Source organism: Biomaibacter sp. TOL (assembly GCF_059717795.1).
Genome location: NZ_AP046092.1, coordinates 2,384,331 through 2,403,842, shown reverse-complemented (window position 1 = coordinate 2,403,842; position 19,512 = coordinate 2,384,331). Strand labels below are relative to the sequence as shown.

General features: G+C 40.0%; 17 protein-coding genes and 2 pseudogenes. 3 read left to right on the top strand and 16 right to left on the bottom strand.

Annotation, left to right across the window (positions count from 1 at the left end):
• Positions 1 to 46 precede the first annotated feature (46 nt).
• From AC6I1H_RS11960 to cas10, 8 genes and pseudogenes are all read right to left on the bottom strand, one after another.
• Positions 47 to 967: pseudogene (locus AC6I1H_RS11960) on the bottom strand (sigma-54 interaction domain-containing protein); the annotation flags it as partial.
• Positions 954 to 2,711 (bottom strand): CRISPR-associated protein Csx20, encoded by a 1,758-nt coding sequence (csx20, locus tag AC6I1H_RS11955; protein ID WP_497737798.1) that lies wholly within the window; start codon positions 2,709 to 2,711, stop codon positions 954 to 956. The pseudogene AC6I1H_RS11960 and the gene csx20, both read right to left, overlap by 14 nt.
• Positions 2,708 to 3,379, bottom strand: a complete 672-nt coding sequence (locus tag AC6I1H_RS11950) for a CRISPR-associated endoribonuclease Cas6 (RefSeq protein ID WP_497737797.1) — start codon at positions 3,377 to 3,379, stop codon at positions 2,708 to 2,710. The genes csx20 and AC6I1H_RS11950 overlap by 4 nt, the downstream gene beginning before the upstream one ends.
• Before the next feature lie 2 nt (positions 3,380 to 3,381).
• Complete coding sequence (gene csm5, locus AC6I1H_RS11945) at positions 3,382 to 4,533, bottom strand: type III-A CRISPR-associated RAMP protein Csm5 (RefSeq protein ID WP_497737796.1); 1,152 nt, start codon at positions 4,531 to 4,533, stop codon at positions 3,382 to 3,384.
• Positions 4,523 to 5,521: a type III-A CRISPR-associated RAMP protein Csm4 gene (gene csm4, locus AC6I1H_RS11940; RefSeq protein WP_497737795.1), complete on the bottom strand. Its 999-nt coding sequence runs from the start codon at positions 5,519 to 5,521 to the stop codon at positions 4,523 to 4,525. The genes csm5 and csm4 overlap by 11 nt, the downstream gene beginning before the upstream one ends.
• Before the next feature lie 12 nt (positions 5,522 to 5,533).
• The gene (gene csm3, locus AC6I1H_RS11935; protein WP_497737794.1) at positions 5,534 to 6,331 is read right to left on the bottom strand and encodes a type III-A CRISPR-associated RAMP protein Csm3; all 798 of its coding nucleotides are present in this window, start codon (positions 6,329 to 6,331) and stop codon (positions 5,534 to 5,536) included.
• Between the two features lie 18 nt (positions 6,332 to 6,349).
• Positions 6,350 to 6,802 carry a type III-A CRISPR-associated protein Csm2 gene (gene csm2, locus AC6I1H_RS11930; protein WP_497737793.1) on the bottom strand — a complete coding sequence of 151 codons (453 nt, stop codon included), beginning with the start codon at positions 6,800 to 6,802 and terminating at the stop codon, positions 6,350 to 6,352.
• 15 nt (positions 6,803 to 6,817) lie between these two features.
• Positions 6,818 to 9,196, bottom strand: coding sequence for a type III-A CRISPR-associated protein Cas10/Csm1 (gene cas10 / locus AC6I1H_RS11925; protein ID WP_497737792.1), 2,379 nt, complete (start codon positions 9,194 to 9,196; stop codon positions 6,818 to 6,820).
• 337 nt (positions 9,197 to 9,533) lie between these two features.
• On the opposite strand from cas10, the gene AC6I1H_RS11920 reads away from it, so the two are divergent.
• Positions 9,534 to 9,878: a hypothetical protein gene (locus tag AC6I1H_RS11920; protein ID WP_497737791.1), complete on the top strand. Its 345-nt coding sequence runs from the start codon at positions 9,534 to 9,536 to the stop codon at positions 9,876 to 9,878.
• 440 nt (positions 9,879 to 10,318) lie between these two features.
• On the opposite strand, the gene AC6I1H_RS11915 is transcribed toward AC6I1H_RS11920, so the two are convergent.
• The 4 genes and pseudogenes from AC6I1H_RS11915 to AC6I1H_RS11900 all read right to left on the bottom strand — a co-directional run bounded on the left by AC6I1H_RS11915 (position 10,319) and on the right by AC6I1H_RS11900 (position 13,004).
• Positions 10,319 to 10,492, bottom strand: coding sequence for a hypothetical protein (locus tag AC6I1H_RS11915; RefSeq protein ID WP_497737782.1), 174 nt, complete (start codon positions 10,490 to 10,492; stop codon positions 10,319 to 10,321).
• A 209-nt stretch (positions 10,493 to 10,701) separates the two neighbouring features.
• Complete coding sequence (locus AC6I1H_RS11910) at positions 10,702 to 11,505, bottom strand: ExeA family protein (protein ID WP_497737790.1); 804 nt, start codon at positions 11,503 to 11,505, stop codon at positions 10,702 to 10,704.
• Positions 11,498 to 12,079, bottom strand: a pseudogene (locus AC6I1H_RS11905) (Mu transposase C-terminal domain-containing protein); the annotation flags it as partial. The gene AC6I1H_RS11910 and the pseudogene AC6I1H_RS11905, both read right to left, overlap by 8 nt.
• Before the next feature lie 448 nt (positions 12,080 to 12,527).
• Positions 12,528 to 13,004, bottom strand: a complete 477-nt coding sequence (locus AC6I1H_RS11900; RefSeq protein ID WP_497737789.1) for a sigma-70 family RNA polymerase sigma factor — start codon at positions 13,002 to 13,004, stop codon at positions 12,528 to 12,530.
• A 238-nt stretch (positions 13,005 to 13,242) separates the two neighbouring features.
• Here AC6I1H_RS11900 and AC6I1H_RS11895 point away from each other — a divergent pair, with 238 nt between their 5' ends.
• A complete protein-coding gene (locus tag AC6I1H_RS11895; protein WP_497737788.1) occupies positions 13,243 to 14,025 on the top strand; it encodes a hypothetical protein in 783 nt (260 codons plus the stop codon).
• 666 nt (positions 14,026 to 14,691) lie between these two features.
• Here AC6I1H_RS11895 and AC6I1H_RS11890 read toward each other — a convergent pair.
• Complete coding sequence (locus tag AC6I1H_RS11890; RefSeq protein ID WP_497737566.1) at positions 14,692 to 16,230, bottom strand: hypothetical protein; 1,539 nt, start codon at positions 16,228 to 16,230, stop codon at positions 14,692 to 14,694.
• 255 nt (positions 16,231 to 16,485) lie between these two features.
• On the opposite strand from AC6I1H_RS11890, the gene AC6I1H_RS11885 reads away from it, so the two are divergent.
• Positions 16,486 to 17,196 carry a transposase gene (locus tag AC6I1H_RS11885; protein ID WP_497740775.1) on the top strand — a complete coding sequence of 237 codons (711 nt, stop codon included), beginning with the start codon at positions 16,486 to 16,488 and terminating at the stop codon, positions 17,194 to 17,196.
• Here the strand turns inward: AC6I1H_RS11885 and AC6I1H_RS11880 are convergent.
• The 3 genes from AC6I1H_RS11880 to AC6I1H_RS11870 form a co-directional block, all read right to left on the bottom strand.
• The gene (locus tag AC6I1H_RS11880; RefSeq protein ID WP_497737787.1) at positions 17,163 to 18,818 is read right to left on the bottom strand and encodes an IS1634 family transposase; all 1,656 of its coding nucleotides are present in this window, start codon (positions 18,816 to 18,818) and stop codon (positions 17,163 to 17,165) included. The two genes, AC6I1H_RS11885 and AC6I1H_RS11880, sit on opposite strands and share 34 nt — an antisense overlap.
• 286 nt (positions 18,819 to 19,104) lie before the next feature.
• The gene (locus AC6I1H_RS11875; RefSeq protein ID WP_497737782.1) at positions 19,105 to 19,278 is read right to left on the bottom strand and encodes a hypothetical protein; all 174 of its coding nucleotides are present in this window, start codon (positions 19,276 to 19,278) and stop codon (positions 19,105 to 19,107) included.
• A gap of 4 nt (positions 19,279 to 19,282) precedes the next feature.
• Entirely contained in the window at positions 19,283 to 19,483 is a 201-nt protein-coding gene (locus AC6I1H_RS11870) for a sigma-70 family RNA polymerase sigma factor (RefSeq protein ID WP_497737786.1), read from the bottom strand.
• Positions 19,484 to 19,512: the final 29 nt, after the last annotated feature.

Here is a 19,512-nt window from a genome sequence, read left to right as displayed (position 1 = left end):
AACGGTTAATAAATTTACCTGTGGTCAAAAAAATAGCCATTCTTAATCACACATTCTTAATATTGTATCGGCGCATCTTGTTTATCACCGTTGCATGGGTAATTCCCAGCGCTAGAGCAGCTTTTCTGATGCTCCCGTATTTTTGCAGGGCATCTTTTATTGCCCTTGCCTCTGTTTGGGCTATCAGTTCCTTCAGGCTTTTCTGTTCTCCCATGGCAGTGCCTTTTGCCTGGTCTGCCGCATCCACCGTCGTTTCGAATTCCTCCTGCTTCAATATCAGATGATGAGCCTCTATCTTGTCACCGCACAAATTCATGGCTCTTTCTATGACATTTGACAATTCCCGGATGTTCCCGGGCCATTCATAATTTTGGAGCTTAATGAGGGCCTCCTGACTTATATGTGATACTTTTTTATTCATCTTCTGGGAAAGTTTTTCGATAAAATATTTCGTCAGCAAGTGGATATCCTCTTTACGGTCTCTTAGCGGAGGAATAACCAGCGGAATGACGTTCAGCCTGTAGTAAAGGTCCTCCCTGAACTGGCCGGTCTTTATAAGCTCTTCCAGGTTCCTGTTGGTTGCCGCAATCACTCTGACATCCACCGGTATCTCTTCATTCCCGCCTATTGTCCTTATTTTCCCTTCCTGAAGCACTCTGAGAAGCTTCACCTGAAGATGGGTGGAAAGTTCGCCTATTTCATCCAGAAATATTGTTCCCTTGTCAGCATATTTGAAAAGCCCTTGTTTGCCCCCTTTTTTTGCACCGGTAAAAGCACCCTCTTCATATCCGAACAGTTCGCTTTCGAGGAGGCTGTCGGGCATAGCCGCACAGTTAATTGGCACGAAATGCTTATTCTTTCTCAAGCTGGCCATATGAATAGCGCGAGCAAACAATTCCTTGCCGGTGCCGCTTTCCCCGCGGATTAGCACGGTGGAGTATCTTTCCGGGTATTTACTCCCCGTAAGCTCTGAATCTCACGTGTCTGAAGCATCTTCGGGTTACAACTTCACCGTCCAAATTTTCCTCTGCGACTTTTCTTTCAGTCGTGGAATATACGGGAATGATGCCTCTTTTCTTGCAGTGGCACACAACCATATATGTGGCTCCGAAATCACCTTCCACCAGGGCATAATCCCCGGGTGCGGCATTTTCATCTATCCAGTTGAGCATGTCCCGCATGTATTCATCCAGCGATTCCATTTGCGCCGGTATATCCGACCATTTGTCCTGAAGGGCCGGAGGAAGTGAAATGAATTCCTCAACTTCCATGTCCTCTTTTGCCTCCGCTATTTGTTCGTCTGTCATATTATGCGAAAATATCAGGAGCATTTTCCGCCTCTTTTTATGCGGCATTGCAGCTTCTTTTGGCACCGATTCCGGCGGTGCTTCCGAAACTATTCTTTCCGCCGTGCTTATGAATGAATCGAGCTCGTCTTTAAATGCGGCCTCATTTCGCGGGTTTTTCTGCCATCCCGCATGGTTGATGTCATTCCTTGAATTTTGTATGCTGTACATCAAATTCCAAAAGCTCGAAGGCAATCGGTTTGAATTGATGACGCTCCTGACGGTTTCAGGGTTTTCCCGGGCAGGGCTTTTCCATTTTTCTTCTGCAATGTTTTGTATTTTTATGGCCGCGCATTGGGATGCCAGATCTCTGTCGTTCAAATCTACTTTATTCAGCCCGAAAACATCGCATATGTAGCCGATCAGGCCTTCTTCCATGATTGTCAGGCCCTGCTGGTAAAGCTTATTATCTCTGCACCACTTCACTATCTCGATCAGATCTTCATACTCGCTTCTGCCGAAACCCCTGAACCTCTCATACAGCTTCTGCATCACCGGCGCCAGCGGTTTCAAAAAATCGTGCGCCGACTTTTCCGCAACTTCCTCTATTATCTCTTTCAGGTCGCATGCTGCTTTTGAAAGCTTTTTCCCCCTGCATGTAAAAACTGCATGGCTGTAAGTTTGAAGCTTTGCCGCCAGTTCCTTCAACAAGGCCGCGGTCTTTAAATTTTCCTTATTCTCCCCGCTCTTTAAAATCTCTCGATTTGCAGCTTTCACTCCGCTTAGCGTGAGATTATTTATAAGGCTTGCATCACCTGTATTCAGGTACCTGTCAACCCCGATTGTCCAGTCGAATACCTCAATAAATGGAGTTAGTTCAAAAACGGGAGCATTCCTTTTTTCCAGAGGCATCTGTTTTACCTGGCCTACCGTGCCAAGCGCCTCAAATCCTCCGTAAAACACGGCAGTTACCCTGCAATTTTTTATCATCCGGGCATAATTGAGCACCAGAAAGGCCATCATCGGCAGGAACCTGTAGGAATGCGTTATGTCAAAAACTAATTCATCTCCGTTTTCTATCTCGCTTAAAATGATATTGAAAATCTCCCACAGTTCTTTATAATCGTTTCCATCCGGAATCATGACATTTTTTACATCTGCCCCGTTCATGTCCTTTTTAAGATTCTCCAGCGTATCTTTCAACCCGGGCATCCTGCACTCTTCGTTGGCATTCTTTATCCAGTTAACTTCAAAGGCCCTGGAAGTCGTAAATATGACGACCTTGTCTGGGATCTTATCTTCACCGATGAGCATTTTCAACAGGGCTTCCTGGATGTAGCAGCAATTTTCGGCTTTCTGGTCCTGATATAAATAATTGCATACCTCGTATTTATTCGTTCCCAAAAACGAAAGAAATTTTATCACGCCTTTTTCCCTTCTTTCTTTTTCCAGAAATAAAGCTCCGGGCTTATCATCCCGCAACCTTTTTCATTTAAAACTCCAAGGCCCGATAAATATGAAAGGTGGATTAAATCCGGCGAGCCAGAAATCTCAAATGGGCCCCTGTATCCCAAAAACCCCGACTTTTCCTCTTTTGATGGTTTCCCCTTAAAAAAGAAAACAAATCTGTCATCTTCAGGAAACCGTCCGTATATATTATTGTATTTATCAAGCAGGATTTCCCTTAAAACCCCGCTGAAAAGTTCAGGCCGGTTTTCATATTCCAAACAAGCCCCGTTTGATATTGCTACTATGGGGGAAATTACATATCCCAGAGCGGAGCTCTCTATTCTGAGGAATTCCACACTATCTATTTTTAGCAGGCCGTAATCAAGTTGCACAGGAGTCTTCAGGGCTTTCATGGCGATGTCAACAATGCGTTCCTGCTGCGGTGTACAAAAATCAAGGGCAGCTTTCTTTATTGCCCAGAAACCTCCGGAAACTGCTTTTTTCCTCATGGGAACCACATCGGAAAATACGTAATAAATGTTTCCTGCAAACTGACAGAAATATTCAGATATCTTATTTTTATAATTATCATCAAAGAAAAATACTTCGTTTTGCAGCTCAAATTTCAGCCTCAACCTGAACATAATCAATCTTCCGCTTCATCTGTAAATTTGATCTTTACCCATCCCGGCACCGAATGTGGCCTTCCTTTTTTAAGCATTATCCTCCTGGTTTTTGGGAAAAGGCTGACGTCAGCCACTCTCATGCCCATTTTACTCAATCTGCCCAATTCTTCCGAATTCATAAAACAGCCTACGGTTTTCGAAAGATACCCTGTGCCAAAACCCATTTGCAGCATAATTTCGTTACTCTTAAGGCTGCCCAGCATTTCATTCATCTGGAGGTAAAAGTTCTTAACTTCCGGAGGGCCATATTTTTCAAAAAATCTTATTTCGCCATTTATATACTCTCTGTTATCTTCTTTGATTTTATCTATCAAATTATTAAAAATATCCTTATTTTTTATATTAGCGGCTCCGGTTAGATAATCGTCTTTAATAACTTTGTCCAGCGAACACTCCCCTGTTATTAAAGAACCCGGGGATATCGCCTCCACATAGATTGGCAACGCGCTGCTGATATCTTCATGGTTGAAATTCCTGTTGTACCACTTGGCTTTTCCATTGCATATGTTCTCTATTTTCATCTCATAAATGCCGAGATTATCATACGATAAAATCGCACTGTCCCAGATTTTTAAAAATCTGAAGGGGGAATTGTGAGGCTTGCCGAATGCCGCCTCTTCCACATAATCATCAAAAACTTTCAGTTTCCTGTCGTCTCCCGCTCTCCTGCCCTGTCCCCCCGAAAAACGGTTTTGCGAATCAAAAAACACGTTTTTGTAATGCTGGCCATACCTTGCCCACAAGTTCCGCGTCACAGCAGACCTCAATGCCCCTTTTATGGAAGAACCGGGAATATACGGCCTGCCAGCGGTCTTGGCAAATGAAATTATCTCTCCCCTCAGTGAAGTTACCGTATCAGCCTTTACACTGTAATGGACATATTTCATAAGATCTAATTTTGTATATTTTAGGGCTTCATTCCATCTGAACCTCGGCGAATCCATGCTGCATATGACGTTTTCGTACAGCGCCTTGTTATGGCTATTGTCTCTTATAAGCTTCATTATATCTATATAATTCACTCTCTCGTCTTTATATAAATACTCAAATTCCTTGTATTTTCTTCCATCACCGATATTTAACGGCGAAAGCGTCTGTATCTCATACTTCATGAGGATCATCCACCTTTCTTCCCGAAAAGACAGGGATACTGTATGCCAGCCCGTACCTCAGCACTTTATGATTTCCAAATCCCGCCGGAGTAACATCCGCCACGCTTCCTGCAGGCTCTTCAGCAAATACACTGCCCTCGTTGAACACCCTCACTTTCTTTTTTCTCCCGCTCATTCCACAAGGCGAATAGACATACCCGGCCCTTTCGGTCAACCCGTAGCTTACGGCTTTTTCGGCTACTTTTTCCTCCCTTCCAGGATAAAGGAGTGATAAAAGCAAATATGCATCAGGTTTAAAAGGTTTCAATTCGGGCGCCTTATCTATGTCAGCCTCAAAAAGCCCCATGCCATACGTCCTCTCTCCGCCCAGGCCTTCGTCTCCTAAAAGTTTTATTGAAGCCATAATTTTTTCCTCAAGGCTTGCGTCCAGAATATCCAGAAAAAACCAGAGGCCGGCATCTTCTTTAAAATAGCAGTTGCTGGCATAATATATTTCACTGCAGGAACTGTATCGGTCTAAAGTGACCCTGGGCCTCTCCATATTTTTCAGAAAACTTTCGGCCCTGCCTTTTGAATATAATACTCCCTCCTGCGACACATGGAAATCCTGATTTAAAAGCTGGAAATCCGCGTCGGTAAATTTCATCAAAAAATCCAGCGGCAAAAATTTAATCTTTGCTGCCTTTTTATAATCCATTATTGAAGTAAAATTAAGGCTGTAAGGCCGGGGCACAAAATATTCTCCCCGCCAGTGCAAAAATGCCGAGGAAATTTTAAATGGAGGCTGAGATATAATAAATTCATTTATAACCTGATCAACTTCATCCTTTCCATAAAGAAGCCCCATACAGTTTATAATGCCGCTGAAAATCGTATCGGAATGGGCTATTTGTTCGGTAAAATTGTATGTCTTTTCCTTGTTTCCAAAATGGGCCGGCCCCTTGAACTTCATTTTTACAATATACTTATTCGGATTTGCGCGGTTCATTTCAATCCCGCCTCACTTTATAATCTGCCGGATTTCATTCAAATCTCTGCCGGAGGCAATGAGCTTTTCCCCGTTCTTGCATTCATAGTAAGACACATCTCTAAAAGTAATTCTTATATTCTCGAAGGCAATCTTGCCGTAACCTCTGCTTCCCTGGCCTCCCAGATAGTCGTCTTCCAGCAGCGCCATGGCCTCCAGAAGTTTTTTAAGGTACTTGTCCCCCTCATCATTCAGGACATTTAAAATCATCTCGGATGTAAATGCGGCTCCGGCCGGAACCCTTTCCGTCTGCCTTGGATTTGCAGCCGATGTTATGCGGTCCAGGTTGTTTTCAAACTTCACTTCAGTCCATTCCATATCGAGATTTTCTTGCATGGCATCGTCTATGCTGCTTGCATCAAGATATGCGTCTCTCACTATCAATCTGGTTGGAGTGACAGCTTTTGTTATATTTATTTCTTTGCCGCTTACTGTCCTGTGCTTCCCATGATTCCTGCCAAATATGTTGCAGACAGGGCATTCGGGTTTGTCGCACATATGAATTCTTATGTTCTCTTCTTCCTTTTCTTTCGGAACAGCAATTATCAAGCTATCCGGATTTATCAGTTTTTCGGCATATTCCATCAGGGCGCGCATTTTGCCCTTTAAGGAACTCCCCGGAATATACGGCCTTCCATTTGCATCCTTGACTACCGCATTATCGACGCCGCCTATTTCGTAAGTATTGCCGGAAGTGCCGATGTGAAGACCGGTTTTTGCCTTTATTTCAGAAGAAATTATATACTTTCCCTCAAGTCTCAAGCTTTCCATAAATTATTCCTCCCATTTTTATTCTCTTCCGCCATACGCCCTGTGGTAAGCAATGATGGCTTCTACAAAATCAATAAAGCGCTTGAAAATTTTGTCGCTTTTGCTGTCTTTATTTTTTATGGTTTCATCTATGGCAATCGACATGATATCTTTAAACTCTCTTAAATTATTCATCCTGCCTGCTGTGTAGGCTAATATAGCCTTTAACATTCGCAGGCGGTAAACTGCATCATTAAAATGCTCTGACTTAATCCGACGGGTTTCGCTGTAAATTTTTCTGAGCTGCGAAACGGTTACTTTTTTAAAAGCCAAATATTTTCCTATCTCTTCCACACAGTGGAAAAACACCGTTCCCTCAGAATCTTTTTCCGGACTCATTGCTTGAGGAATTTTGCTTTTTATTTCTTCGAGATTTGCAAAATCCTCTCTTCGCTTTTCATTTTGGTTATTTCTCCTCATATCTTGAGGCATATCATTCCCTCCACTTCACTTTCTTGTCTCGAATTCAGCCCACCGGGCTGCCTCATAACAGTATTTGTACAGGGTGTTGCCCTTTTCAAGAACAAGGTCCTTTATATCGTCAATTATCCGCTTTGCTTCCTTATGCCTTTCCTTAAGCCGGGACAAATGATATACGGTTCTCCATGCCCTGAATACATCGTTTTTTTCTCTGGAAAAATCATTTTCCACAACCGCACTGTAAAGGATATTCAAAATCGAACGCGGCACTTTGTTTTCCAGTGCCTCTACTATCCTGGTTTTGAATAGATTGAACTTTTCAAAATCCTCCCATCCCAGGACACAATCTTCAAATGACAAAGAATCTTTAAGTTTCCGCCTGCCATTCACGAATCTTTCATGGCTCTTGGCTTCTTCCAGTCTTTCTCCCGCTGTGGTAGCAACCCTGTAAAGGGGGAATTTTTTATCAGGCGCCATGCTGAAGGAAATGGATAGAGTCAGTGCGGGATTGAAGCCTGTAAATCTCAAAAATCTCTGCCTTATGGCATAGGCCAGGTACAAAAGCCTGTCCCATGCCCCTACGAAGAAGAAATCATCACCTCCGGCATATATCATTGCACAATCTTTAAAATCTGCTTCTTCGACCATTTTCTCAAGATATGGACCGAAAAATTGAGAAAGCTCCTGCGATAATGTCATAACTCTTGCGATTGATCGATTTTCTCCCAGACCGTCTTTAAAAATCCTCCCGAGGCTATCCACATCGCCTCTTATAACACCCCATACCTTTATACCTTTTGAGCTGTCGGCCATACTATCAAAAGTCACGATATTTCCTTCCCGGGTTATCCTCATGCCGGCGGCTATCCGGAGAGAGCCGCAGCAAAGGCCAAAATCTACATCATCGTTTTTTAAGGCATAGCAAAATCCCGGCTGGGGCTCGTCGGAAAAAGCCAAATTCAGGCCCAATCTCCGGAAAACCCCTCTTATGTCCTTGCCTTCATTTTTCGGGATATCATCCCATCTTTCCACGATATACTTCTTTCTTAATATGTCTTCGCCCGTTTCTGCAAAACTTTTGCAGTATCCGCATTCTTCATTGCCATCAACCGGCCTGCCGCAATGCGGGCATGGCGAATCAAAGTCCTCAAACGGGCCAAAAACTGCTTCCTTGTCTTTTTCAATCAGGCTGAAAAATTTTCTGTATTTTTTGCGTGAAATTATTTTTCCCGCCTCATCAAACCTGGGTGAAAAATTGCTGCTGCTTAAATCTCTGGCACTGACGCTCACACCGTCAATAAGAAGACATAACTTGCCGCTATGAAAATCAAAAAATACTTCGTCAAGTTCCCGCTGGTATTCATCAATACGGTTCAAAAAACTGCCAGGCATTAGAAGGTAAAAATGGCCTCCGCCGCTGTATATTATATTTGTGACGGGTATTCTTTCCTTCTTTAAAATATAGCACGCAACAGCCCTCAGCAGGTATGAAATGTAAAAAGACCTCCCACGCAAAGATTTGGTGGCACCGTCCATAGCCACATCATAAACAAAATCCTGGATGCCGGAAATATCACCTTTTACAAGACAGAAAAGCGGCTTTGAACCTTCCTGAACATTCCCGCCGGCAATCTGCGTGCAGACCTTTAATGCCTGATGCTCGGACAAATCGGATATTTCTCTATACATTGCAAAGGCTATGGCCGCCGTTGACTTCAAATGAGCCCATAGAGAGATGTCAGGTTTTGAATGATAAAAGGCCGAAGGTACGTTGAAGGTATATTCTTCAAGAATGTAATAAAGCTTCATTAATTCTACAGGATCAATGAAATTTTTGATTTTATTAATATCATCCTCAAATTTCGACCATAATTCGCCATATTTTACCGAGGGGTTTTCTTCTGGAATATCAGTTGAAAATGAAATGGTTGAAAATGGCTCGAGCCTTTTGTACCAATCCTTTGCAGCCCTTTCGCCATCCAGCGAAATGGTGCCAAGAACTGAGATGAGCTGTTTTGGAGGCTCTGAAGATTCCTCTCCCACATCGGCTTTTACCCTCTCTCCTGCAGACAGCCGGTCTGCAGCAGCAACTATATATTCCATCAGGCTCTCCGGCCTGTGGTGGTTGCGAACCATTCCTGCAACCTCGGCAGGCTCCCTTATAACTTTCTCGCAGAAATATGCCCCCCACTCCTGATGCCTTGGACCCCGCGCGCCTTCTTCTTCATAAAAAGTCTTATATTTCTTCTTTACATCATGCCATACATCTTTGTCATTGCAGCGTTGATAAAACTTTCCAATATCGTGCAAAATAGAAGACAAAAAAAGTACTACTTCCTGCCTCGTAACTGCTTTATGCAAAAAAGCCATCCATTCCCAGACCTCCTTACAGAAAATGTTTTGCAACTGAATCGGCTAAAAAACAAAAAATGAGGGTTTGTATTATTAAAACCCTCATAGGTAAACTAAATAGTACGTATTTTCTTCTACAAAATTTCTGAATTTCCTTCTTTTGCAATCATTTTTTTACAAATTTTGATTTCAGTGTAGAAAAGTATTCTTATATGGCGTGCGCTTTCATTAAATTGCCAGATTATAACCTTTCTCTAACATTGATAATTTTTTTGGAAAAGGGGGTTTTCATGGAATAATTTTTGAGGCTCGATGTCTTTATATATAGTAGAAGGGTAATTTATGGGAAAATTCACTAGCTGATCTATCAACTGTAACGCCTAATTCCGACTTGACACCATGGACATTTTCCACAAGCTATAAGGGTAGTAGTAAGATAACCAATTATACCCTTTCTGTAGTTGCAGCTATAATCGCCAATATTGCCGCTACTAAACTTGGAGTTCCTGATCCCCTTAAATCAGGAATAAGTGTCATAGCACAAAAAATTGTGGATGATACTATTCCAATTGTATATTATAGCAAAAGTGTTTATTATAAGTATATTCGTGGTACTGACCCTCCGCTTCCAAGAGCAGAAAAAGATTACACATACTTTTATAGTAATTCCAAGAGAACTGATTATCTTGGTTCCACAGTAGACGAATACTATGTCCATATCGCAATTGTGATATAAGATGAAATCAAAAGAACACGAATATGAAAAGGGTGACGTTATGAATAATGGGAAAAAAATATTTTTTGAATGGCTTCGCTCTAGTTTATATTTGCTTTTTTTTTATTTTGTGGGTTTATTAATATTTAAAAAACTGTCTTTAAAAGTATTATTAATTCCATTAATTACATCAACTGTTTTTTCCATATTATCTTTCCTCAACTCATTTTATAGTAATAAAAAGTAATCAATTTTTGCTATGTTTTGATTCCGTCCCTAAGAAGAGGCCACTTCATGGATGACAGGAAATATTTCTATGATGAGGACTGGTTAATGGAGAGAGCGATTAGTAATTATAACAGCAGATATTATGGAGACTGAAGCTAATAAGAAATGGAGGGCTGCTAAAAATGACTTGAGGAAGTTAGGACGAATGGCAGCCCTTCTGGGAATTTGTCTGCTTATTGACACTTGCCCTTTCTATAAAGCTCAATTATCTCAATAATCAATTCCTGTTCAAGGTCTTCCCTGTCATTTTCTGGTGCCAAACTGGAATATTTCAATATCAGCGGCATGTATTTTTTTATTATATTTTCTTCCATAACCCCTCTCTGCTGCAACATATCTTCTTGCATTTTCTCACTTCTTTCTTTTGTATCCGATTTGATTTAAGTAATCTCTCATTTCCTTCAGTGTAGCCGCTCACACTTTCTGACCGCATTTTGCTCAAAGTGAACGTCCGAAAATTTGACTCACTTTATTTGACCATAGAAACCTGAACCTTGAAAACATCCCTCCGAGTAGGCAAGGTTTGACCCTTGCCCACTCATAGAGGGAAAATACATCATACCGCAAACTCATTTTCAATTACAATCCTGACCATATGGTCATCTATCAAACGCTTTTGACTGGCTGAGGCCGAAAGCAGACAGGCAAGGCAGACATTGTTTATCTTTCTTGCAATGCCTCCGGAATATTCATAGATTACATCCAGAGCATCATCGGTAAAAATTGAGGAAGTAGCTCCGGCAATCTTCAGATGGTGGCAAACATATTCTTTGGATTCCTGCCTGTCCATGGGTGGCAGGTGATACCGGAGATTTACCCTTTGAGCTATAGCTTCATAGACTTGAAGTTGCAATACCCTTTTAAGTTCCGGCTGACCTACCAGTATGAGACTCAAAGGGTTATAGGAGTCCATCCGGAAATTGAGTAAAAAGCGCATTTCTTCCAGCATTTCTTTATCTAACAGGTGTGCTTCATCGATTATTATGACTGGTGTTTTTCTTTCATTTTCCGCAAGGTCCAGTATTACCTGATGAAGCTGTCTTTTAGCCTGGCCACGGTTAAACTTTGGTTCACATCCAAGCTGCCTTAAAGATTCCCAGTAAAAATGCCTAGGGGTAAGGGCTGAGTCGCTGATGTAGATAACTTTGTATTTATTTGGATTTAAAAGCTCAAGAAGTTTTCTTAAAGCGGTGGATTTCCCCGAGCCCACTTCGCCTGTTATGATGGCAAAGAGGCGTTTTTCTGCAGTGTATTTCAGCCTTGATACCAGTTCTTCATAGGCCGGGGTGACAAACAGTTTTCCTACAGGCACATCTTTTTGAAAAGGAGTCTTTTCAAATCCAAAGAAAGGTTCAAACATTATGTTCTCCTCCTTCCATACGGCGGAAGGGGATGGCACCTAATTTGTCTTTCATGCGGTTTTGAGCTTGTTTTTCCAGTATGCTCAAAAGTCTTGAACCGGATGACTTTTGAGGAGTTGGGGCATCTTTTTTGCTATAGGACACTTCATTGTATTCTCCTATGATAAGCGGCCTTGCTAAACCCCGTTTTTGACCTTTATGCCATACTTCTATTTCTTCAAGGTCAAAGGGGTCATAGCGTAAATCCACAGTCTTCCTTACCCATTCAAGGCCCACTTCATAGGTTTTGCCGCAAAGTTTTACACAGCCGATTTTATCAACTTTTCGGCTTTCTTCTCGGAGGAAAGCATCCCTTAGCTCGTCAATATTGGCAAAGCGCAATCGCTTGGTATCTTTTTGAAAACGTCCGGCGGGAGTTTCACCTTCCAAGGAGCTGTGGGAATGATGATTGTATCCTTCTTCCACCCAGGCAAAGAAGGCTTTGTTTAATTCTTCCAATGTCCCGGGGTTTTGGAGGCTTACTTCAGCTAAAAAGCCTTCTATGGTGCGGTTAACCCTTTCTATCTTGCCCTTGTAATGTAAAGCTTTACATAACAAGGGTAAAATTGAAACCGCCGCATTTATTCCACGGTCCTCTTGACATGGGGCCCCTACACCCTCTGGACTCCTTTGAATTAGGCGGAAAAACATTCTTTGGATTAACAGGCGGCTTTCCGCCTTCAAAATTATACCAGAGGGTGTTACCCCATATCAAGAGGCTTTCGCGGCATAAACGCTGCTGAATCCTTCTTTAGTTAATTGAAGTGATTTGTAGGATTAAAATCTATCCCCATATTTGTAAGACTAACTTCCACAGTCCAAAAGAATGGGGGTGGAAGTTACTTTTTCAATTAACGTTGAGCTAATTTATGCAAAAAAATATTACGATACTCCTTTACTGTTGAGCCTAAAAATGTTACAATCATAGTGCGTGTTATCTGTGGAGAAGGCCTTCAGTAAGGGTAGGTCGGAAACTAACGCCTTACTTGAAGGCTTTCTCTTTTTTCTCCCTCCCATGGCTTGCTTCTTTCTCTTTTATTTCTTCAATAGGTTTTAAATTCCTTCTTAAAACGGTCAGGAAATTTGAGCAGGAAGGAGACAAAAAGAGTGGGAGGAAACACTTCAGGGCTTTTTTCATTGTTTTGCTTACCTTTGACTGGCTGATTCTCAACATTTTGGCTATTTCTGCTTGACTGCAGCCTCTTGTCTTTGATAAGATGACAATATTTCTTTCAAGGGGCAAAAGAATTTCTAAAGCTTGTCTCAAAACCAATCGATCACAGGCCTGTTCATCAAAAACACTATCTTCTTCAGCCTTCAGGTCGATTTCCTCAACCTCATTATCTTCCATTACCACCGGACAATTTAATATTAATGCCTCTTTTTTATTTCGTTCATGGTTTTTCTTCAAAAACCTGTAAGTTTTATATTTGATCCATTTTTCAACATACGGTTCCATAAAAATCCCTCTTTTGCATTTACCTATATAAAAGACGAAGAAACACAAAAAAAGTTCCATTTTTTAAAAAAATTTTTAGAAAAGCGGATTTTTATGGAATAATTTTTGAGGCTCGATGTCTTTATATATAGTAGAAGGGTAATTTATGGGAAAGAGGGTGGTTCCATTGCATGATTATCTTTAAAAGTCAATATCACCGGTTGATTCTCAAAACAAAAAAAAATACGGAGGTTTTTGTATGTATTTTAAGTTTATTGGAAAATTCACTAGCTTATTGATAATTATGGCATTGCTTTTTTCTAGCGTACCTTATAAAGTGTCAGCATCTGATGACCATGTATCTAATGGTAAAACAAATTTTTGTTTTATTAGTACAGATTTAAATCACACTGAATATACTTATGATGAAAACGGTAAATCTTATAAAGTTATTGAAAGTGCAAATTCTGATTTAAGCGTTATTAAAACTCAGATTTATCAAAGGAAACAATCTAACAATTACGTTTTGTTTTCTGAGTTTACAACAAAAGTCCAGAGGAAAGGTAATGCTATAACAGTAACAACAATTAAAGATGGTATTTCTTATGTTGATACAATAAATTTAGAACCAGTAAACGCAGATGATAATACGAAGAAAATAAAAAGCAGTGATCTATCAACTGTAACGCCTAATTCCGACTTGACACCATGGACATTTTCCACAAGCTTTAAGGGTAGTAATAAGCTAACTAAATATACCCTTTCTGTTATTGTCGCTATACTTAACCGTATTGCCGCCACTAAACTTGGGGGTGTTTCTGATCTCGTTATAGAAGGAATAAATGCTATAGCACAAAGGATTATAGATGATACTATTCCAATTGTATATTACAGCAAAAGCGTTTATTATAAGTATATTCGTGGTACTGACCCTCCGCTTCCAAGAGCAGAAAAAGATTACACATACTTTTATAGTAATTCCAAAAGAACTGATTATCTTGGTTCCACAGTAGACGAATACTATGTCCCGGGTTGGGACTGATTGAATAATAAAGCAATTCGGGGGATGAAAAATAAAGAACCCCCTGACACAAAAGTCAGGGGGACTTTCATTAATTGTTTCAAAGATGCTCTATACAATTGGTAATTAGCTATCGGCTGAAAAGGTTCAACCTTTATGTCAACAATAATCGACAATTTTAAATAGCGTTCTTGACTCATATCGCAATTGTGATATAAGATGAAATCAAAAGAACGCGAATATGAAAAGGGTGACATTATGAATAATGGAAAAAAAATATTTTTTGAATGGCTTCGCTCTAGTTTATATTTGCTTTTTTTTTATTTTGTGGGTTTATTAATATTTAAAAAGATGCCTTTAGATTTATTTTTAATTACATTTATTACATCAACTGTTTTTTATTTATTATCTTTCCTCAACTCATTTTATAGTAAAAAAAAGTAATTAAATTTTGCTATTTGCTATGCTTTGATTCCCCTCCAACAAGAGTCCGCGTCATTGGCAGCGGAGAACTGTATGAAATCTTGATATGTTTAAATTAATTAGTTTCCATTGAAAAACAACCCCCTCTACCCCTCAAAAAACCTGCATCTTCCTCTCCAAAAAAATGGACATTTATATTATTGTCCTTTAAAAGTTTTAAAGAAAAACAAACTTTTATACAAAAAGTCCTTCAGAAGCCACTAACTACGCGGCTTGCATATTAGCCAAGAGAGGATACTCTTTAGCCTTGATTTTCAAAATAGAAGACATAACCCTTAACCCCTTTTTGCTGACTTTATATTTAAAAGAGTGGGGGATTTTACATATTAATTTATGGGCTCTTAGCTTAGCTAATATTCGGGTGGTTTTATTTCTTATTCTTTTATCATTAATATCGAAGTCAGGAAAAAGTTGAGTACGAATATCAAAATTAGTAAAACCGTTAATATTGTTAGCCCCATTCATTACAGCAAGAAACAGCTGACAAGTTTCGGGAGAAAGAACATTAAAGCCGCTGTAATCTCTATTTTTGTATGTTGTTTTGCCGCATAATTTCTCTACCTCCTGTATAACTTCTCCTGTAGGAACTGCCTGCGCTAGAGCATCAAAATAACGAAGATTAGAGGCTTTAGAAACCTGAGCATATCTATACAGATTAGCAATTGACTTACCCATGGGAGTCCAGCGCAAGACTTCACCTTGCTTGCTATTTACACGTTTTAATATCTTGAATTCATGAGGGTCATTTATAGTGGTTTCTACCCTAAGAACGCTATACTTATCATACATTTTAATAATGTTTGATTTCATTCTGTGTTTAATGCGTAATCCTTGGGGCCGTTTTTTAATATCGGAGACTATTTCTCCCTGAAATGCATTATGCATTTTACGGCCAAGGAAAGTCATTACATCATCGCACTTAAAGGAAATCAGAGCGTGTTCAACCAGAGCCGGATATATTTTTTCCAAATCTTCTCGGCTATTAAACATAATATCGGTTGCATACTCGCACTGATCTACACACCAATAATATCCTTGATGAAAAATCTCATAAATTCTGCTTAGGAAAGGGTTAATTTTTGCGGCAATAGCATCCAGCCTCTTGCAAAACTTTAACGATTCTATTTTATCAGCGAGCTCTTGAGCTTTTTCAACATCGGATATATATGTAAAGCTATTGTCATAGCGATTGTATTGAATACCGTGTTTATCTAATTGTTTTGAAAGATATTCTCTGCCATTTATATAAACTTGTATCATAAAAGGAAACCATGTTTGAAGTTTTACGTGCATAAAGCCGAATTCGCTGTCAAGATAGTAGAAATAAAGATAGATGCATTTACGGTCAACGTTTTTTAGTTCAAGTTTTCCTGTTTGAGTGTTTTTTATCACCTGCAAGGTAGAGCAAAACTCAACGGTAGATAATATGCATATTAATCCTTCATCAATCGGGTTTTCTTTGAGACATTTTAATGCAGTTTCTTCTTTTGAGATTCTGGGAGAATTAAGGTATATATAGGGGCGTTTAAGTTCATTGGCCATATTTATAGCATGCTCTTTTATTTTCCCAGTAACTTGTAAGGCATAATTACCAAAATCCGTATATAATAAGCTTTCCTGACTTAAGAAGTGTTTTTTACCTGAAGGGCTAAAAAACTGCCGAATGTGACCTTTTATTATTATTCTGTCAAAAGTGCTCAATATTCCATTGATTTTATCTTTATATTTCTCTATAATTATCATAGTAGCCGTTACCTCCTAAGCGATTGTGTCACTGGCTTGGCCAAACACTTAAGGTTATTTTAAACCATTCGCTTCTGGTGAGCAAGTCACCGATTTTATTATTGAGGGACGGCTACTGTCCTTATTTTTTTGATTGCAGCTTTGCTGCGGTACGGTATAATATAGCAAGAAGGAGAGGGATGAAGAATGTTGATAATAAAGAACGAAGACTTCAAACAATTAAGCGTATTCAACCAATTACTTCCAAAATCCTGACTGGAACTTAAAGGTGAACTGGCAGTTGTTGATAAAATACTGGATGACGAAAGCTTACTTGCGCCGTTTATAGAAAAGTTTAATTCCAAATGTGGAAGACACAGCACTCCTGTTGATACATACATTCGAATGATGTATCTCAAATTCAGATACAACCTTGGATACGAAACCTTATGCAAAGAAGTATCAGACAGCATCTCGTGGAAAGTATTTTGCCATATACCAGTTTGTGCCGAGGTGCCTGACTACACTACCCTGGCGAAACTTACCAAAAGATTTGGCGAAGATACTTTAGAGAAATTAAACACCCTTATCCTTCAAAAAGCCCTGGACAAAAAACTAATAAAAGCCAAGAAAATAAGGATAGATACAACAGTCATAAAATCAAACATTCACCACCCTACCGATGCCAGCCTCCTTTCAGACGGAGTAAAGGTTTTAACAAGGGTAGTAAAAAAGGTAAAAGATGCAGGCATTGCAGCAAAAGCAGAATTTCAAGACAGAACAAGAACAGTTAAAAAAAGGATACTGAACATAGTAAAGTTCACCAAAAACAGAACCAGCGAAGCAAAGGAAAATGTCCGAAAAACAGTAAAAGAACTGGTAGAAATAACTAAGCCCATAATTCGCAGGTTAGACACATCGTATTCTTCCAAGCAGATAGCAAATAAACGAATCTACTCCTGCTGCACCTCGGAAAGCACAGCATAACTTCCTACAGCAAGCCCAAGCTTATATATTAGCCGGATATGCCGCTCTTTTACATTGCCGACAGTATAAAAGCAGGTTCCGTCAAACATCTCCCCTTCCGAAAAGACTATGGACGCAAATTCTTTCATAAGCTGGTGGGTGGTTCCCTTTGGATCAATGTTTTGTTTGATAAGGTGCTCCAGGATGCAGTAAGCCATAAGAGCTATGAACGTGATCAGGGTTAACCCTTTAATCCGTTCTTCTCTATGTAAAAATATCGGCCTTACTTTAATCTTCGATTTAAGGTATCTCATGGGTTGTTCCACACTGTATTTTTTTCGGGTTCTCAGAAACAGTTCCCTTGTAGAATATTTTTCGTAGTCATAGACATTAGTAACGACAGGATAAAGACCATCTTGTTTTTCCATCTCAGCCAGCAGTTGTTTATCTATGCTGTAAACAAGCTGGAGCTGACCGTCTTTTTCTTCTACTGTAGGATTGCCAAAGATGGGGCGAAGATAGGATTTTGGCCCTTGAAAGCAGTTGTCAACCTGCTTTTGGGCATACTCCTTGTTTTTATAGCGCCGCATGTTTAACTTTGTTGCAGATATGTCTTCCAGTCGTTCTTTTATATCAGACATGTATTTTTCTCTTTTTTCTCGATCCAGCTTGGCACGGCTCTTGCTCCAGATTATTAAGCAACGAGCCCAGAATTCGGGGGCGTCTTTGAGTTCTTGTTGTTTCTTTTTGTCCTGGAGGTGAATGTAAACTCCCCGTTCTGTTACTTTAAATTTTGGTGTCCCCTCTTTATCCGGAAAAATACAACCGTCTAATTCTTCCGGAGTAACAGAACGGATAGCTTCTTCAAAAAGGCTTGATGCAGGGCTGGGTGCGATGAATCTGATGTTGTTTTTATTCAGCAGAAGGCAGTTTGGGATAGTGCCTACAGCGTTATCTCCGGTAAAAAGAATGTCTTCTTTATTAAGATGATTGCGTAGTTTTTTCATGTTCTCCACTACAATGGATGGATCGTTCAGATTGCCTTTAATAACGCTGCCCCGCAAGGGTACACCGGAGTCTTTTTCTACATTCAGGGCAAGTTTTATCTGTTTTAAGTCCGGTTTGTCTCCGTAACCGAATTGCACAATCTCGGCTTCATCGTAGTCTCCTTCGAAGTAGATGGAGGTTGTGTCCCATAGAATTTCTTCGGGGTGCAGATTGAATTCCTGAATGATTTTCATGACCAGCTTTGTCTGGATCTCTTCAAAATACTGTGAAAGATCTTCCAGGCATCTTGCGATTCTGTCGTCATTAAGATTGTTCGGCTCAACATCGAATAATTCTTTGATGCCGCATACCTCTGCCCAGGTTTGTATATCTTTCATCGGCAGGGGATGATGCAGGCGATTGGCTACAAGTATTTCTGCTACTTCTCCGGTGGTAAGTATCTGTCCGTTTTCTTTACGTTCGGGGATGATAGAATCGATAGTTGATTTAATGTTCATTCTCTCTAACAAAGGTTTTATCAGGTACAAGGAGCCCAGGATCTTTTCTTGTTTGAATTTGAATATTTTAGATGGCCGGGGATTAAAAGTCCGTAATGGCGGCCGGTCTTGCCGCCTATGGTGAGATTTGTTAGCCATGCTGTTCCCACCTCAATATCAGAAGTTATTGTATATATTCGACATTGAGTGGGCTTGTACCTTCTCAGAATATTCTGCCTTTTAGCTTTTCTTGATAAAATTTTGTATGTATGTTTTTATTTGCCATGATACGAATTCGGTGACCTGCGAATTATGGGCTAAGTAATTCAAAAAGCAAAGGTGCCCAGATTATAGTTAAGATAGACATGCTAAAATAAATACAGGGCTGCTAAAAATGACTTGAGTAAGTTAGGACGAATGGCAGCCCTTCTGGGAATTTGTCTGCTTATTGACACTTGCCCTTTCTATAAAGCTCAATTATCTCAATAATCAATTCCTGTTCAAGGTCTTCCCTGTCATTTTCTGGTGCCAAACTGGAATATTTCAATATCAGCGGCATGTATTTTTTTATTATATTTTCTTCCATAACCCCTCTCTGCTGCAACATATCTTCTTGCATTTTCTCACTTCTTTCTTTTGTATCCGATTTGATTTAAGTAATCTCTCATTTCCTTCATGGCTTTTTTCATTGTTTTGCTTACCTTTGACTGGCTGATTCTCAACATTTTGGCTATTTCTGCTTGACTGCAACCTCTTGTCTTTGATAAGATGACAATATTTCTTTCAAGAGGCGAAAGAATTTCTAAAGCTTGTCTCAAAACCACTTGCTGGCCCCTCAAGAGAATTGGACCAA